The sequence below is a fragment of the Rhizobium lusitanum genome (assembly GCF_014189535.1).
In the GTDB taxonomy this organism is placed as follows: domain Bacteria; phylum Pseudomonadota; class Alphaproteobacteria; order Rhizobiales; family Rhizobiaceae; genus Rhizobium; species Rhizobium lusitanum_C.
In genome coordinates this window covers 3,368,214-3,384,145 of the sequence record NZ_CP050308.1, presented here as the reverse complement: position 1 = coordinate 3,384,145, position 15,932 = coordinate 3,368,214, and the positions used below count along the sequence as shown (strand labels likewise).

Below are 15,932 nucleotides of genomic sequence, written 5' to 3'. Positions count from 1 at the left end.
CGTCAGATCGAGAACTCTACCATGGAAGTCATTGTTTACATCCTGCGTTGCAGCGATGGCTCCTATTACACCGGCCTCACCAAGCAAGAGATCGAAGCCCGGGTCTGGGAACACAATGCAGGCATCTATGACGGCTATACCTCCAAGCGCCGGCCGGTCGAATTGATGTTTCACGAAGTCTATGACCGCATCATCGATGCCATCGCCCGCGAACGACAGATCAAGGGTTGGTCACGCCGGAAGAAAGAGGCGTTGATCGCGCTGGATTATGAAGCCCTGCCGGCATTGTCGCGGCGTGGGTCTACGAGAAAATAACCGGGATTTAGGGGCCAACCCTCGTGGTTCGAGGCTACGCCCTACAGGCTCCGCTCCTCACCATGAGGGTGGAGTGAACCCCGGAATGAAGGCTAGGGCGGATCTCGAATAGGGATGGGGTGAACATGTAGTCACCGACCATCACAGAGACTAGCCCTCATGGTGAGGAGGCCCACAGGGCCGTCTCGAACCACGAGGGCGGGTGGGACAATCGTCCTCACCGCTTCATAAACGCCTCAAACGCCGCCCTGGCTTCCGCGCTCTTTAGCTGCGCCGCAAAGAGCGTCGCCTCCTCGTCAATGCGGGCGAGAACATCTGCTGTCGAACCTTTGATCAGGTCGCGGGCGATCCGCAGCGCCTCGGGTGGCTTGGCGGCGAGCCTGGTGGCGAGCGACAGGGTTTCGGCTTCCAGCACCTCCGCCGTGGTCACCTTCGAGATCAGGCCTGCATCCTTTGCATCAGCAGCGGAAAAGCCTTCGCCCAGCGCCAGCAGGGCGAAGGCGCGCTGGTGGCCCATTACGCGGGGCGCGAGCAGGCTGGAGGCGGCTTCCGGCACGAGGGCGAGATCGACGAAGGGTGTCTTGAACAGGCTGCGGTCGGAGGCGACGGTCAGGTCGCAATGAAGGTGGATGGTGGTGCCGATGCCGATCGCCAGGCCGTCCACGCCCGAGACAATGGGCTTTTTCGCCGTGGCGAGCGCGCCGAGGAAATCCAGCACTTCGCGGCCCATGCTGCCGCCCATGGCGAAGGCCAGGAAATCGGCCATGTCGTTGCCGGCGGAGAAACAACCTTCGGTGCCGAGAAAAACGGTGACGCGGATATCCGGATCCTCATCCGCCGCCCGCAGCGCATCCGTCATCGTCTGATACATGACGCGGGTGATGGCGTTTTTCTTTTCCGGCCGATTGAAGCGGATGACCTGCACATGCGGTGCGGTCTCGGGACGCTGGATCAAGATGTGTTCAGTCAAAGTGTCTATCCTCAAGCAAGAGCGATGCGTGCAGCTTCAAGGCTGGAAGCGCCGGTAACGACGCGATCGGTGAGTGCTGCGGTTTCGGCCAGCATGTTTTCGGCAGCGAAGCGGCAGAGCGCGATGCGCTTTTCGCCTTCACCGTCCGCAATGTCCACCAGGCCGCCCTTGGCGAGATAGCAGCCGGTCAAGACGAGGCCGAAGAGCCGCTGATAAGGCGTTGCCCCAGCCAATGCCTCGGCCACATGTCCCTCCGCTTGCTGCGCCAACAGCCATTCGCTTGCCGTTTCGAGATCGGCGATGGCGGCATTCAGCCGGTCAGCCGTCTCACCGAAACCGTCGAGATTGGATTTGGCGACGGCATCGGCAATCCCGCGCAATTCGGTGATGAAGCCACGCACCTGGTCGCCGTTACTGATAGTCAGCTTGCGCGTGACGAGGTCGATTGCCTGGATGCCGTTGGTGCCTTCATAGATCGGCGCGATGCGGGCGTCACGCAGCAGGCGCGCAGCACCCGTCTCCTCGATGAAGCCCATACCGCCATGCACCTGGATGCCGAGCGAGGCAACATCGACGCCGGCGTCGGTGGAGAAGGATTTGGCGATCGGCGTCAGCAGGGCGGCACGCTCCTGCCAATAGCGCGCCTTGCCGGCATCGCGGTGCGACATGTCGATCGCCTCGGCGCAGGCATAGCAGATGGCACGCGAGCCTTGCGTCAGCGCCTTCATGGTCAAAAGCATACGGGCGATGTCGGGATGCTCGATGATCGGGCTCATTCCGAAAGCTGCCGTGCCCGGCGCCCTGCCCTGCGTACGCTCTTTTGCGTAAGCGATGGCCTTCTGTGTCGCGGCTTCGGCAATCGCCACGCCCTGGATGCCGACGGCAAGGCGGGCATTGTTCATCATCGTGAACATGCAGGCGAGACCCTTGTTCTCCTCGCCGACGAGCCAGGCAACCGCGCCTCTCTCATCCCCGTATTTGCCGTCACCATAGATCATCGTGCAGGTCGGCGAGCCATGGATGCCGAGCTTATGTTCCAGCGAATGGGCGAAATAGTCGTTGCGGGCGCCGAGCGAACCATCATCATTGACCAGGAACTTCGGCACCAGGAACAGCGAAATGCCGCGCGTGCCGGCAGGCGCATCCGGCAGGCGGGCGAGTACGAAATGGATGATGTTCTCGGCTGCCTCGTGGTCGCCCCAGGTGATGAAGATCTTCTGGCCGAAGAGGCGATGGGTGCCATCGTTGTGGCGATCGGCGCGAGTGCGCAGGGCACCGACATCGGAGCCCGCATGCGGCTCGGTCAGGTTCATCGTGCCGGCCCATTCGCCGGTCACCAGTTTCGCAAGGTATTTTCTCTTGAGGTCCTCGCTGCCGTGGGCGACAAGCGCCTCGACGGCGCCCATGGTCAGCGTCGGCGCGAGACCGAAAGCCATGGAGGCGGAATTCCACATTTCCAGCGTCGCGACGTTCAGCATGTGCGGCAGGCCCTGCCCGCCAAACTCTTCCGGGGCGGTCAGGCCGTTCCAGCCGCCGGCGATCCAGTCGCGATAGAGCTTCTCCCAGCCATCGGGCAACACCACCTTGCCATCAACAAGCTTGGCGCCCTGACGGTCACCGATCTCGGCCAGCGGTTCCATCTCGTCGCCGGCGAAACGGCCGGCCTCGGTCAGGATGGCATCGAGGACATCGCCGCTCAGGTCGCCGAGACGCCCCTCCTCCATCGCCTGCCCCATGCCGGTGACATGCTTCAGCGTGAACGCGATTTCTTCGACAGGCGCCTTGTACATGATATCTCCTCCGCAGTGATGATGCCGACAGTCTACCTCACCCAGATCATCGGTCGCTTGTTGTCTATAGCTAATTGATTTTTACGTAAGCGTCAATTTTAGGAAAGCAATGCTGCGTCAAAATTGCGACATGCTCGGGCTGATATCTCTAGCCGCCATCGACGGAAAGAATTTCCAGAAATTCGATAGCCATCACCGTATCGGGGACGTTTCCGCCATTCTGCACGATTGTCCCCTCTCCGCCGGCACTTGCATAAACAACCGTCATGAACAATGACTATGGCTACTCCCTTGATGATGCGAACAATCCGGCCATGAATACGATCACCACAACCAACAGGATCCCGGGTTTTGTCTGGGCTTATCGCTTCCGCCCCGGCGCGGGCAACGCCGAACGGCTGTCCGATGACACGCAGCGCGCGGGATTGTTCGATGGTGATGGCTTCGTCTGGCTGCACCTGAACCTTGTCGACGCCCGTGTCGCCGCATTCCTGGAAGATATCCCAGGGCTGGATGAATCCGTACGCACGGCGCTGATCACGCATGAGACTCATGCGACGATCACCGTCGACGAGCAGATGTTGTTCGGGACGCTGGTCGATTTCCAGCGCGAATTCGACCAGGAGACCAGCAATATCGGCTGGCTGCATTTCGTGCTTACCGACCGCATGCTCATCACCACCCGGCTACAGCCGCTGCGTAGTGTCGAGCGCGTCCGCATGGCTGTGGAAAAGAACGCGGCGAAATTCGAAAGCCCGCTTGACCTGTTCGAACTGCTGGTCGTCGAGTTCCAACGCACGCTGATCTCGCTGGTCATCGAGATTACCGAGGAACTGAACCTTATCGAGGATTTCGTCTATGACAACGCGCCGCGCGACGAGCGGCGGCGACTGGCGCCGGTGCGCCGAACAATCGTGCGCCTGCATCGGCATCTGCGCACGGTGCTGACGCTGATGCGGCGGGCGGCGGCGGCCGATGACGAGGAGATGCCGCTTGGCTTCGAGGATGTCGCGGGCCGGCTGACCGGCCGGCTGGAATCAGTCGATCATGACGTCTATGCGCTTCAGGAGCGCGCGCGTCTGCTGCACGAAGAGATCGACTCGAAGCTAGCCTCCGAGATCAACCGCCATCTCTATATCCTGTCGATCATGACGGCTCTCCTGTTGCCGCCGACGCTGGTGACCGGCTTTTTCGGCATGAACACCTCGAGCCTGCCGTTTTCAGGTGGCGGCGCCGGCACGGAATATGCCGTAGCCCTGATCGTCGCTTCCATGCTGCTCGCCTGGTGGCTGCTGAAGCGGGTAAACATTCTCTGACAGGACATCCACCAACAAAAAAACCGCCCGGCGATAGCCGGGCGGTTTGCTTTGATGCACCTTATCCTGCTCAGAAGTAAGGCGAGTAGCACTGTCGGCGCGGGCCGTTATTGGGCTGGAACGTGTTGTCGTAAGACCGGTAGGACCGATAGCGCGCATAGCACCAATCGACATGGCGCGGATTGACGCCCGCAGCCCGCGGCGGGGCGGCGTAGCGCGGCTGGCTGGCGATCGCGCCACCGATGATGGCGCCAGCGCCAAAGGCCGCTAGCGGGAACCAATAGCCATCATGGTAGCGATAGCCGCGACGATAACCGTCATAACCACGATAACCGCCGTGCCAGCCGCGACGATAATAACCGCCCCGATAGCCACCATAACCGTCATGACGCCACTGAACCTGCTCGATGCCGGCAGGCGCGGCCTTGTCCGCCGCAGCAACGGGTGCGGCAGGCATCTGTATTGCGAAGGACGGCGTGAAGCTCGTCAGAGCCACGGCGGCCGAAAGAGCGATAGTCGCAATTCTCGCACGGAAACCAAGCATTTACTTCTCCATTCCTTGGCTTATTTAGTGCTAAAGCAGATAATGCTCCGCGTCGGGGAAAGTTCCCCGAAACAGGGTACGAACTGCCTGCCGCGTCCGATCATTCCAATGGACGCCGCGTCGCATGAGCTTTGCCTTCAATCAGTACCAATTTAAGGTGCTCTGAGCGGGCCTCATCGTAAATTTATAACGATCTCATTCTTAACCAAAGATTAACCAGCAATCCTTACTATTATTTCATGAAAGGATACCGGCAGACTCACCCTCTGATTTGCAGTCTCCTGATGGTCCTGGCACTGCTGGGACTGGCCTCCAGACTTGCGGCGGGTGAAAGCCAGCCCTGGACCGATCCTCAAAACGCCCTCATCGTCGACGCCTACGAGCTGAACACCATCGATTGGGAACAGCTCTTGCAGGACAAACGCATCTCCGGCTTCATCTCCAAGGCTTCCGATGGCCTACCCGAGAGCTTCAGCTGCACCGGCGATCATGCCGGCGACACGTTTGCGCACTGCAAGACCATGTGGCGCAAATATGCGGTCAGCCGCGAACTCTATCAGACACGGCGGATGCTGGCGAAAATGAGCGGGTTGCTGTGGGGCGCCTATCATCTCGGACGTCCCGGCAATCCGGTCGATCAGGCCAATCATTTTCTCGACTATGCCGATCCGAAACCGGACGAGCTGATGGTGCTCGATATCGAGGGCCTTGATGTCTTGCGGTATATGTCGCTCTCCGACGCGCAGGTCTTCGTCGGCCATATCAAGGTAAGAACCGGACGCTATCCGATCCTCTACACCAACCACAATACCGCTCAATACATCGCCGACCATCGCCAGGACTACCCGATCCTGTCGCGGCTGCCGCTATGGTATGCGCGATACAAATCCGACGTGAAGGGCGCTTTCCCGCTTGGCAATTGGGACACATACGCCCTCTGGCAGTTCGCCTCGTCCGACAATTGTTCGGAAAAGAGCTGTCCTTATCGGGTGCCGGGGACGCTCACAGATATCGACGTCAATGTCGTGCCGATGACGAAGATGCAGCTTGCCGGGATCTGGCCGCAGGGCGATCTTCTGCCCGCCAAGCCGATGCCAGCGCCCGACATGATCGCCAAGGCGCCGAGCTGTGTCGAGCCGCTGCAGACACTCGTGTCAATGATGGTCGACCCGGTCGTCACCGCCTCGACCCAGCAAAAGACACCGGTCGAGATCAACGAACTGAACTACCAGGACTTCTAGAGCGGTTCAGCGCTCTACCCAGTTTTTTTACGCAATTCCGGACGGCAACCGCTACGCACTGGAATTACTTTAGGCTTCGATCTGCACATCCGTCTTCGGACGCGAACAGCAGGCGAGGATATAGCCCTCCTCGATCTCGTCGTCGAGAATACCACCATTGTGGCTCATCTCGACCTCACCCGAGAGCTTCATTACCCGGCAGGTGCCGCAGAGGCCTGACTCGCAGGCCGCACCTATGCGCACGCCCGCGCCGCGCGCGGCTTGCAGGATCGTCTGGCCGGGCGCGCAGGGGACGTCCTTGCCGGCCATGGTGAAGCTGATCGAAGTCGCTGCTTCCGTCGGCGCGTCATCGCTGACTTCAGCCAGCGGCGATGCCGCCTGCGCCGGCTGGAAGCTTTCCTGATGATAGCGCGTCATGTCGAAGCCGTGCGCCACCAGCATGGAACGGACGGCATCCATGAAGACTTCCGGGCCGCAGCAGAAGATCGTGCGGTCCATGAAATCAGGCGCCAACAGCCCGATCTTCGCCTTGTCGATGCGGCCCTTCAGCCCCGACCAGAGATCGGTGCGGCCACAGCCTTCGACAATGAAGCCGAGGTCGAGGTTCGGCATGAAGCGGGCAAGATATTCCAGCTCCGAGCGGAAGATGATGTCGGCGGGGCTGCGCGAGCAATTGATGAAGGTGATGTCGGATAACGGCGCGGTATCCGACATGTAGCGCGTCATCGCCATCATTGGCGTGACGCCCGAGCCGGCGGACACGAAGAGATATTTTTCGCCCGGATGACGGATATGGCTGAAGTCGCCGAGAGGACCGAAAGCCTTGACGCGCATGCCCGGCTTCAGGTTATCGAACATCCAGCGCGTGCCGATGCTGTCCTTCTGCGCCTTGACCGTGATGGCGACGGAAAGGGGCCGCGACGGGGTCGAGGACAGCGTGTAGGTGCGCATGACCGGCTCCGCAGCCGCCGGCAGCTCCAGAGTGACGAACTGGCCCGGCAGATAGCGGAACCAGTTGTCCTTGTCGGAGCGGAAGGTGAAGGTCATCACATCGGGTGCTTCCGGCGTTGCCGAAAGGCATTCGAGCAGATGCTGCCTGTCGGTCCAGGGCTTCATCTGGTCCAAGTGCTGATGGCGGAGGGAAACGGTCATGTTCATAACTCAGGCGACCGCCGACAGCTTGGCCTGATCGCCCTGCAGCCGGTTGATCATGAAATTCGCGTACCATTCGACGAACTGCATCACGCCGCCTTCATCTTCCGGCGAATAGGGGCCGGGCTGGTAGGCGGGGGAGCGGATGCCGAAGGCATTTTCCTCGACGATCCGGCGGTCCTGATCGTTGGTCTCGGTCCAGACGTGGGTGAGTTCGTCGATATGATAGTCGACCCCTTCGACCGCGTCCTTGTTGACGAGCCACTTGGTCGTGACCTGCGTTTGCTCGGGACCGAGCGGCAGCACGCGGAAGGTGATCGCATGGTCGGCGAGCACATGATTCCACGTCGACGGATAGTGGAAGAGCAACAAAGTGCCGATATGGCTTTCCAGCACATCTTTGGAGAGCGGCCGCTGCACGGCGCGCGCGCCCGACATGGTGTAGCTCTCGGCATCCTGGATGAGCGGCATGCGTGCGGCGCGGAACTGGCCGGACGGCGACATGCGGAATTCGCTTGGAAGATCCGACGCCTCACACTTCGCCCAGTGCGCCGAAATCACCGGATCGTCCTTGGCGCCCTGCACGCCGGTCGCGCTCGGTGCTTCCGGATAGGTGCGGCAGAGCTCGGGATGGTTGGCCGCGCAATGATAGCATTCGCGATTGTTTTCCCACACGAGCTTCCAGTTGCCCTTCTCGATGATCGTGCTTTCGAAGGCGACCTTGGTCTCGCCGAGGCGGTGGCGGACGAGATAGGGCTCGACCATGGCGCGGAACGGCGCGAAGTCCGGCGCCTGTTCTGCAAGGCAGATGAAGACATAGCCGCCAACGCTTTCGCAATGGACCGGCTTCAGCGAAAACTCGCTCTTGTTGAAATCCTCCGGCATATGGCGGGCAAAGAGCAGGCTCCCGTCAAGCTCGTAGGTCCACTGATGATAGGGGCAGACCAGCTTTGCCGAAGAACCGCGCTCGGAGGAACAGACGCGCGAGCCGCGATGGCGACAGCTATTGTGGAAGGCGCGGATCACCTGATCGCGGCCGCGAACGATGACGACCGGATAATCGCCGATCTGGACCGTGAAATAATTGCCGGCACGAGGCACTTCGCAATCATGGCCGATGAACAGCCAGTCGCGATAGTAGATCGTCTCCATGTCGAGCTTGAAATAATCCGGATCGGTGTAGAAGGGCTGCTCCAGGCTGAAGCCCTCGCGGCGGTTCTTCAATTGCCGCAAAACGTTGGTGCTAATATCCATTTGCCTATCCTCGCGCAGTACCGGTGAGCAGGCAGAGGACATGCGTGGCCGCTTGAGAACGACCCAAAGCAATGTCCCGACCACCCGCCGCGGTCAGTAAACCATATCTCCCCAAGGCTGGTTTCCGGGCTCTGGAGCGGTTCTCTAGAGAACCCCATGGCACCTTCCCAGGCTGTCTCAGCCCAGTGGTTTTATTCGCCATGCTTCACTCCACCACCGTTGCGGGGGCAGCGCCGGATTTCGACCGGCTTCCCAATTCTCCGCCCCCTAGCGGGCGGCACCTTGAGATTGATGTCATCATAATCCTCGCCCCGCCCGCCGCTCTGCTGCAATGCGACATCGGCTTCGAAATTGACGACAGACGAAAGAAGATTTTCGGAGAGACCGCTCAGCCGTAATATCGGAAGATAATTCAAATCGTTATGCTCCCGCAGCCAGCATCATTTTCCGCTTGAGCCGCTCTGCATCTGCGCCGCTTTGTCTTGATTGCGACAGGCTCGTCACTGGGCGGCTTCAACGCGGGAGCTGCGCTGCCGAAAGCGCCTGTAGTGCAGCCATTGCACGCCCGGCATCGGCCACCGGCACGAAGATATGATCATGATAATAGCCGGCAACGACATTGGCGCTGATCCCCTCGTTTCCCAGCGCCGTCGCAAGCGCAGCCGTGAGACCCACGGCTCCCAGCGAGGAGTGGATTTCGAGAGTGATCATCCGCATCGCAGGCTCGGCCGGAAGCCCCGCTTGTCGGGCCGCCTCGACCGGCAAGATCAGCGTCACACCCTCTCTCTCCTGAAACAGTCCAACCGGATTCAGGTGGATGTAATCCGCCAGCGACGAGGCGGGCACGCTACAATAGACGAACTCGCCCTCGACGAGATCAGGCTTCATGCCGACAAGCAGCAACTTGAGATCGGTGATGCCGGACATGGTTCTGATCCTCCTCAGCGATCCATCAGCAAGCCCGGCTCAAGCTAGATGATCTATCCTTCGCTATCCAGACCTCCATGGCGAGCCGGCATGGCAAAGCTCAGATATTTCGATGCCAAGAAACCCGCCGACCCGGAGCCGACGCTGCCGGCACCCGGGTATACGGAATTCCTGCGCACCGGCCGCATCAATCGAGACAAGACGCATTGGCTCGCTGAGGAGCGACGCTACCTCACCTTCGAGGAAGTGGCCGAACGCACGGCTAGCAAGCTCAGAAGCGCCGGCGAGACGACCCATGACCGCCTCAACAGCTTTCACCAGTCGATCCGCTTTCCAAAACTGATCTTCCATCACACGCTCAGGGATACGCCGCATCTCGGCTATTGCCACGTCACTGCTGCGCGGACACAATTCGCGCAGTATGAGCAAGTGAGCTGGGCCTTCTACATCGCCAATTTCTTCGCCCGCCTCGGCCAGAACGATAATTTCTTCGAAGACATCAGCCTGAAATATTCGCGGATGTATTTCGCCGTCGCCATAAGGCCGGATGAGGATGCCTCGAAGAAGAAGCTGACGATCAATCGCGAGGTGCGCGGCAACGGCGTGCTTTTCCACACCCATGATCCACAGATCGCCATCCGCAATGTGCTTCTGCTCGGCGCACGCAACGAACAGCTCCGTGACATCATTCGCCAGCTTTGATCATTGATCCCCAAACTCGAAAAGCATAAGAACGGCCTGAACGACAATCGGTCAGGTCATGGCGCGACATATAGACATTCTCCAGCATCCAGAGGCGGCAATAGCGGCGGCGACGGCCACCCTTGCCGAGGGGTTGCCGATCGGGCTACCGACCGAGACTGTTTACGGGCTTGCCGCCGATGCCACCAATCCCGCCGCCATCACCCGCATCTACGAGACCAAGGGCCGGCCGCGCTTCAATCCGCTGATCTGCCACATGAGCGACCTCGCCATGGCCGAACGCTACGCGATCTTCGATCCCGTCTCGCGAAAGCTGGCGGAAGCCTTCTGGCCCGGTCCGCTGACGCTGGTGCTGCCGCTGCGCCCAGAGAGCGACATTCACCCGCTGGCGACCGCCGGGCTCGATACGGTCGGCATCCGCGTGCCGCAGGGCTTTGCCGGCGAGCTGATCCGCGCCTTCGGACGGCCGCTTGCCGCTCCCAGCGCCAATACATCCGGCAAGATCAGCGCCACCAACGCCGATCATGTCCATGACGATCTCGGCGAGCGGATTTCGCTGATCCTCGATGCCGGGGCTTCGGTCGTCGGCGTCGAGTCGACCATCGTCAAGGTGGAGAACGGCGAGATGCGCCTGCTCAGGCCCGGCGGGCTGGCGGCAGACGAAATCGAGCGGGTCGCGGGCCAGCCTCTGAAGCGCAAGAACGGCGCGTCAGCGACCATCGAAGCGCCGGGGATGCTGGCCTCGCATTATGCGCCGGGTGCCGCGGTGCGGCTCGATGCGACCGCCGTTTCCGCCGGCGAAGCGCTGATCCGCTTTGGCAGGCCCGATATTGCCGGCATCGAGACGGCGGCTGTCGTGCTCGACCTCAGCCCATCCGGCGATCTTACCGAGGCCGCCGCCAATCTCTTCGACTTCATGAAGCGCGCCGATGCCAGCGGTGCTGCGACCATTGCCTTTTCCAGCATTCCCGACGAGGGCCTCGGCGAGGCCATCAACGACCGGCTGCAACGCGCAGCCGCGCCGAGAGAGTAAATCCGATCACACGCAATTCGGCAAAGGATACGCCATGAGCAGCGCCGCCCCTTCCTCCGCCCTTCTCGATCGCTTCGCCGCCATCGTCGGTGAAAAGCACGCGTTGAGGGAGGCTGCGGATATTGCCCCGCATCTGATCGAGAACCGCGGGCTCTATCACGGCGCATCACCGATGCTGCTCAAGCCCGGCTCCGTGGAAGAAGTCTCCGCGATCCTGAAGCTTGCCAGCGAGACCGGTACGGCGATCGTGCCGCAGACCGGCAATACCGGCCTTGTCGGCGGCCAGACGCCACGCGAGGGCGGCTCCGACATCCTCCTATCGCTGGAACGGATGAACCGTATCCGCGACATCGATCCGGTCGGCAACACCATGGTCGTCGATGGCGGTTGCATTCTGGCCGACGTGCATAAGGCCGCAGCCGAGCATGGCCGCATGTTTCCGCTGTCGCTCGGCTCGGAAGGCTCGTGCCGCATCGCCGGCAACCTTTCCACCAATGCCGGCGGCACCGCCGTTCTCGCCTATGGCAACATGCGCCAGCTTTGCCTCGGGCTCGAAGTCGTGCTGCCAACCGGCGAAATCTGGAATGGGCTGCGCCGCCTGAAGAAGGATAATACCGGCTATGACCTGCGCGATCTCTTCATCGGCGCCGAGGGTACGCTCGGCGTCATCACCGGCGCGGTGCTAAAACTCTTCCCGCAACCACTTGGTCATCAGGTGGCCTTTGCCGGGATACAGTCGGTCGACGATGCGCTGACCCTGTTCAAGAACGCATCCGGCCTCTGCGGCACAGCGCTGACCGGCTTCGAACTGATGCCGCGCATCGGCGTCGAGTTCACCGTGCGCAACATCCCCGGCGTGCGCGATCCCCTGGAAACGGCTCATCCCTGGTACGTGCTGATCGACGTTTCCACTTCGGATTCGGCCGAGACCGCCGAGCGGATGATGACGACACTGCTGGAAGAGGGCTATGAGGCCGGCTTGATCCAGGACGCGACCATCGGCAGCTCCGAGGCACAGCAGAAGGCGCTATGGCACATGCGCGAGAGCATGTCGGACGCGCAGAAGCCCGAGGGCGGCTCGATCAAGCACGATGTTTCCGTGCCGGTCGCGCTGATCCCGCAATTCATGGCTGAAGCAGAGGCGGCGGTAATGGCGGCCCTGCCCGGCGCCCGCATCTGCGCCTTCGGCCATATGGGTGACGGCAATATTCACTACAATATCTCCCAGCCCGTCGGCGCCGACAAAGAAGAGTTCATCGGCCGCTGGCACGACATGAACGAGATCGTTCACGGGCTGGTGCTGAAGCATAACGGCTCCATCTCCGCAGAGCACGGCATCGGACAGTTGAAGCGCGACGAACTGGCCTCGATCCGCTCGGATATCGAGATGGACCTGATGCGCAGGATCAAGACGGCGTTTGATCCGGCGGGGGTCATGAATCCGGGGAAAGTTTTGAGGGTCTGAGGTTAGCTCCGTATCTGCCGAACCTCTGGTACCCCCCTCTGTCACTTCGTGACATCTCCCCCACAAGGGTGGAGATCGTTGGGAGTATGTCGCGCCGCCTAACCAGGTAATTATGCTTCGGTCTCTGCGGATACGATGTTTGCTTGAGGCGAGTCCGCCGCAGGTTACCAATCTCCCCCCTTGTGGGGGAGATGTCACGCTAGTGACAGAGGGGGTGAACACTCTCCGCAACTGCTGCGGCCAATGCGCCCCCCTACTGGATCAATCAAAATCCTCATTGCTCGGCTGTGCTGCCTGCGCCCCACCATTCCGGTTTCCCGAAATGATCTCGCGCTTGCCGACGTGGTTTGCCGGGCCGACAAGGCCGTCTTTTTCCATGCGTTCGACGAGCGAGGCGGCGCGGTTGTAGCCGATGCCGAGGCGGCGCTGGATGTAGGAGGTGGAGCACTTCTTGTCACGCATGACGACCTTGATCGCCTGTTCGTAGAGGTCGTCACCATCCTCAGAGGCGATGGCGCCCTTGTCGAAGACTGCGGTGTCTTCTTCGTCGTCTTCCTCATCTTCATCGGCGGTGACCGTGTCGAGATATTCCGGACGGCCTTGCGTCTTCAGATGCGCGACGACCTTTTCGACCTCTTCATCCGACACGAAGGGGCCGTGGACGCGGGAGATGCGGCCGCCGCCAGCCATGTGCAGCATGTCGCCCTGGCCGAGGAGCTGTTCGGCGCCCTGCTCTCCGAGGATGGTGCGGCTGTCGATCTTCGACGTCACCTGGAAGGAGATGCGCGTCGGGAAGTTCGCCTTGATGGTGCCGGTGATGACGTCGACGGACGGACGCTGTGTCGCCATGATCAGGTGAATGCCGGCGGCGCGGGCCATCTGCGCCAGGCGCTGGATTGCGCCTTCGATTTCCTTGCCGGCAACCATCATCAGATCGGCCATTTCGTCGACGATGACGACGATATAGGGCATCTGCGTCAGGTCCATCTCCTGGCTCTCCTCGATCGGAGCGCCAGTGCCCTTGTCGAAGCCGGTCTGAACCAGGACGTGGATCGTCTCGCCCTTTTCACGGGCCAGGGCGACGCGGCTGTTGTAGCCGTCGATGTTACGGACGCCGAGGCGCGACATCTTGCGATAGCGGTCCTCCATCTCGCGCACCGCCCATTTCAGCGCCATCACGGCCTTCTTGGGATCGGTGACGACCGGGGTCAGCAGATGCGGGATGCCGTCATAGACGGAGAGTTCGAGCATCTTCGGATCCACCATGATCAGGCGGCACTGTTCCGGCGTCATCCGGTAGAGTAGCGACAGGATCATTGTGTTGATCGCGACCGACTTGCCCGAGCCGGTGGTGCCGGCAACGAGCAGATGCGGCATCTTGGCGAGTTCGGCGATGACGGGTTCGCCGCCGATGGTCTTGCCGAGGCCAAGCGCCAGCTTGTAGCCGCTGTTTTCGAAATCGGCGGATTCGATCATCTCGCGGAAATAGACAGTTTCGCGAATGACGTTCGGCAGTTCGATGCCGATGACGTTGCGGCCGGGGACGACGGCGACGCGGGCCGACAGTGCCGACATGGAGCGGGCGATATCGTCGGCGAGGTTGATGACGCGCGAGGATTTGACGCCGGGGGCCGGCTCGAATTCGTACAGCGTCACGACCGGGCCGGGACGGACATGGATGATCTCACCCTTGACGCCGAAATCCTCGAGAACGCTTTCAAGAAGGCCGGCATTCTGTTCCAGCGTTTCCTGCGTCATGATCACGCCGGGTCGGGCGACGGGCTCCTGCAGCAGCTCGCGCGGCGGCAATTCATATTCGCCCTCGCCGCTACGGGCGACCGGACGCCATTCCGGCGGGGTCAGGGCATTGGGCCTGCGCGGCGTAAACTGCGACGGCGGCGGATCGATCAGCCGCTGCTTGGCGGCTTCAACGGCGGGGATGACGGGCGCTGCCTCGACAACGGGCGCCACGGCCGGCGCCGCCTGTGCCTTCACCGGCATCGGTGCGACGACCATGACCGGAGCCGGCTTGGCTGCGGCTGCCTTCGATGCGGCAACAGCCTCACGCTGTTTGGCAAAGACGGCGGTAACGAAAGCGGGCGGCACAAAGGCAGCGGGCTCGGTCGTTTCCGGTTTCACGGCGACTGGAGCGACCGCTGCGATCATTGCCGGCACAACGGGTGTGAGGGCCATAGCTTCCAGCGCGGCAAGCTCGTCCATGACGAAGGTGCTGGCCGGGGCAACGGCTGCAACAATCGGCGAGACTATTGCTTCCTGCGGAGCCTCAACGACCGGCGACGAACGGCGGCACTCGACGACGCGGAATTTCGCGACGATCGATTCGACTTCGGCCTGGATCTCGGGAACGAGCACCGGCTGGGCCAGCGTACCCTTGATGGCGGACACGAATTCTCCCTCGAAGGGCATAGCGTCCCAGAAGGCGAAATCGGAGAGATGGGCGAGCCGCGACTCGATCACAGGCGCGGCAACGGATTCTGCAACGTTTGACAATGACGGCGAAGCATCCAGCGCGGTCGCCGGAGCCCTATAAAATGCGGTAGCGATGACAGTCATCTCCAATGCGTCCGGCGCAGTCGCCGGAGAGTTCTGAATTACGGCGGGCTGGTAGGTTTCGGCCGCAAACGACACGCCCTCCCATGGCGGCAGATCGAATTCGACCGACGGTTCCACTGGACGAGCGACAAGCGGAGCCGGTGATTCGACCACCGGCGGCTCCATGACCCGCATCGCGGCATGATTCGCAACCGGCGGCACAATGGCGGGCAAGGGCTCCGCCGGCGGGCGGCGGCTGACGATCTCATTCTCGCGCGTCCGGGTGAAGCGGACGTTCGGCCCCATCAGGAAGGCGTTCTGCCAGCCGGGCGAGGCAAGCTCTTCAGCAGAGATCCCCTGCGGCGTGACGGGCATGATCGGGCCGCTAGCTGCCACGGTGCTCGCCTGCAGGGCCTCCACGACCGGCTTCGGCGCTGCTGCGATTCGCAAGCGTGCCTCCTCGGCAATCCGCCGCTCCTCTGCGCGGCGGCGCTCTTCGGCCTGGCGCTTGGCTTCGCGGACGGTGCGGATTTTTTCTTCCAGGAAGGCGCGGCGGGCAGCGATCTGCTCGGCACGGCGGGCTTCTTCCGCAACCTGTTCCGGGTCAAGCTCGCCTTCAGGCTGGGAGCCATTTGCAGCATTCGAAATGTTCGTTCGGGAAAGACGCATG

13 protein-coding genes and 1 riboswitch are annotated in these 15,932 nt (G+C 61.6%); of the genes, 6 read left to right on the top strand and 7 right to left on the bottom strand.

Annotation, left to right across the window (positions count from 1 at the left end):
- Nucleotides 1–21: 21 nt before the first annotated feature.
- Nucleotides 22–315, top strand: coding sequence for a GIY-YIG nuclease family protein (locus HB780_RS30035; protein ID WP_183691739.1), 294 nt, complete (start codon nt 22–24; stop codon nt 313–315).
- Nucleotides 316–532: 217 nt separating this feature from the next.
- On the opposite strand, the gene HB780_RS30030 is transcribed toward HB780_RS30035, so the two are convergent.
- On the bottom strand, nt 533–1,285 hold the full coding sequence (locus tag HB780_RS30030) for a crotonase/enoyl-CoA hydratase family protein (protein WP_183691737.1): 753 nt from the start codon (nt 1,283–1,285) through the stop codon (nt 533–535).
- A gap of 11 nt (nt 1,286–1,296) precedes the next feature.
- Nucleotides 1,297–3,075 (bottom strand): acyl-CoA dehydrogenase family protein, encoded by a 1,779-nt coding sequence (locus tag HB780_RS30025; RefSeq protein ID WP_183691735.1) that lies wholly within the window; start codon nt 3,073–3,075, stop codon nt 1,297–1,299.
- Nucleotides 3,076–3,389: 314 nt separating this feature from the next.
- Here HB780_RS30025 and HB780_RS30020 point away from each other — a divergent pair, with 314 nt between their 5' ends.
- Nucleotides 3,390–4,391, top strand: a complete 1,002-nt coding sequence (locus HB780_RS30020) for a transporter (protein ID WP_183697624.1) — start codon at nt 3,390–3,392, stop codon at nt 4,389–4,391.
- 70 nt (nt 4,392–4,461) lie between these two features.
- Here the strand turns inward: HB780_RS30020 and HB780_RS30015 are convergent, their stop codons facing one another.
- Nucleotides 4,462–4,935 (bottom strand): BA14K family protein, encoded by a 474-nt coding sequence (locus HB780_RS30015; protein ID WP_183691733.1) that lies wholly within the window; start codon nt 4,933–4,935, stop codon nt 4,462–4,464.
- A gap of 239 nt (nt 4,936–5,174) precedes the next feature.
- Here HB780_RS30015 and HB780_RS30010 point away from each other — a divergent pair, with 239 nt between their 5' ends.
- Nucleotides 5,175–6,176, top strand: a complete 1,002-nt coding sequence (locus HB780_RS30010) for a glycoside hydrolase family 25 protein (protein ID WP_183691731.1) — start codon at nt 5,175–5,177, stop codon at nt 6,174–6,176.
- 69 nt (nt 6,177–6,245) lie between these two features.
- On the opposite strand, the gene HB780_RS30005 is transcribed toward HB780_RS30010, so the two are convergent.
- The 3 genes from HB780_RS30005 to HB780_RS29995 all read right to left on the bottom strand — a co-directional run bounded on the left by HB780_RS30005 (nt 6,246) and on the right by HB780_RS29995 (nt 9,509).
- A complete protein-coding gene (locus HB780_RS30005; protein ID WP_183691729.1) occupies nt 6,246–7,334 on the bottom strand; it encodes an FAD-binding oxidoreductase in 1,089 nt (362 codons plus the stop codon).
- Between the two features lie 3 nt (nt 7,335–7,337).
- A complete protein-coding gene (locus tag HB780_RS30000) occupies nt 7,338–8,582 on the bottom strand; it encodes an aromatic ring-hydroxylating oxygenase subunit alpha (protein WP_183691727.1) in 1,245 nt (414 codons plus the stop codon).
- Between the two features lie 98 nt (nt 8,583–8,680).
- Nucleotides 8,681–8,882, bottom strand: a riboswitch (cobalamin riboswitch).
- A 213-nt stretch (nt 8,883–9,095) separates the two neighbouring features.
- A complete protein-coding gene (locus HB780_RS29995; protein WP_183691725.1) occupies nt 9,096–9,509 on the bottom strand; it encodes an ACT domain-containing protein in 414 nt (137 codons plus the stop codon).
- Between the two features lie 90 nt (nt 9,510–9,599).
- Between HB780_RS29995 and HB780_RS29990 the strand changes: the two genes are divergently transcribed.
- Genes HB780_RS29990 through HB780_RS29980 form a run of 3 tightly spaced genes read left to right on the top strand, consistent with a single transcriptional unit; the run spans nt 9,600 to nt 12,709 of the window.
- Nucleotides 9,600–10,211 carry a DUF6656 family protein gene (locus HB780_RS29990; RefSeq protein WP_183691723.1) on the top strand — a complete coding sequence of 204 codons (612 nt, stop codon included), beginning with the start codon at nt 9,600–9,602 and terminating at the stop codon, nt 10,209–10,211.
- A gap of 58 nt (nt 10,212–10,269) precedes the next feature.
- Nucleotides 10,270–11,244: an L-threonylcarbamoyladenylate synthase gene (locus tag HB780_RS29985; RefSeq protein ID WP_183691721.1), complete on the top strand. Its 975-nt coding sequence runs from the start codon at nt 10,270–10,272 to the stop codon at nt 11,242–11,244.
- Nucleotides 11,245–11,278: 34 nt separating this feature from the next.
- Nucleotides 11,279–12,709 (top strand): FAD-binding oxidoreductase, encoded by a 1,431-nt coding sequence (locus HB780_RS29980; RefSeq protein WP_183691719.1) that lies wholly within the window; start codon nt 11,279–11,281, stop codon nt 12,707–12,709.
- A gap of 261 nt (nt 12,710–12,970) precedes the next feature.
- On the opposite strand, the gene HB780_RS29975 is transcribed toward HB780_RS29980, so the two are convergent.
- The gene (locus HB780_RS29975) at nt 12,971–15,931 is read right to left on the bottom strand and encodes a DNA translocase FtsK (protein WP_183697621.1); all 2,961 of its coding nucleotides are present in this window, start codon (nt 15,929–15,931) and stop codon (nt 12,971–12,973) included.
- Nucleotide 15,932 lies beyond the last annotated feature (1 nt).

Coding starts and splice junctions, on each gene's coding strand:
- HB780_RS30000 (WP_183691727.1), bottom strand. CDS start 8,582: ATGGATATTAGCACCAACGTTTTGCGGCAATTGAAGAACCGCCGCGAG.
- HB780_RS30020 (WP_183697624.1), top strand. CDS start 3,390: ATGAATACGATCACCACAACCAACAGGATCCCGGGTTTTGTCTGGGCT.
- HB780_RS29995 (WP_183691725.1), bottom strand. CDS start 9,509: ATGTCCGGCATCACCGATCTCAAGTTGCTGCTTGTCGGCATGAAGCCT.
- HB780_RS30035 (WP_183691739.1), top strand. CDS start 22: ATGGAAGTCATTGTTTACATCCTGCGTTGCAGCGATGGCTCCTATTAC.
- HB780_RS30005 (WP_183691729.1), bottom strand. CDS start 7,334: ATGAACATGACCGTTTCCCTCCGCCATCAGCACTTGGACCAGATGAAG.
- HB780_RS29980 (WP_183691719.1), top strand. CDS start 11,279: ATGAGCAGCGCCGCCCCTTCCTCCGCCCTTCTCGATCGCTTCGCCGCC.
- HB780_RS29975 (WP_183697621.1), bottom strand. CDS start 15,931: ATGCGTCTTTCCCGAACGAACATTTCGAATGCTGCAAATGGCTCCCAG.
- HB780_RS29990 (WP_183691723.1), top strand. CDS start 9,600: ATGGCAAAGCTCAGATATTTCGATGCCAAGAAACCCGCCGACCCGGAG.
- HB780_RS30015 (WP_183691733.1), bottom strand. CDS start 4,935: ATGCTTGGTTTCCGTGCGAGAATTGCGACTATCGCTCTTTCGGCCGCC.
- HB780_RS30025 (WP_183691735.1), bottom strand. CDS start 3,075: ATGTACAAGGCGCCTGTCGAAGAAATCGCGTTCACGCTGAAGCATGTC.
- HB780_RS30010 (WP_183691731.1), top strand. CDS start 5,175: ATGAAAGGATACCGGCAGACTCACCCTCTGATTTGCAGTCTCCTGATG.
- HB780_RS29985 (WP_183691721.1), top strand. CDS start 10,270: ATGGCGCGACATATAGACATTCTCCAGCATCCAGAGGCGGCAATAGCG.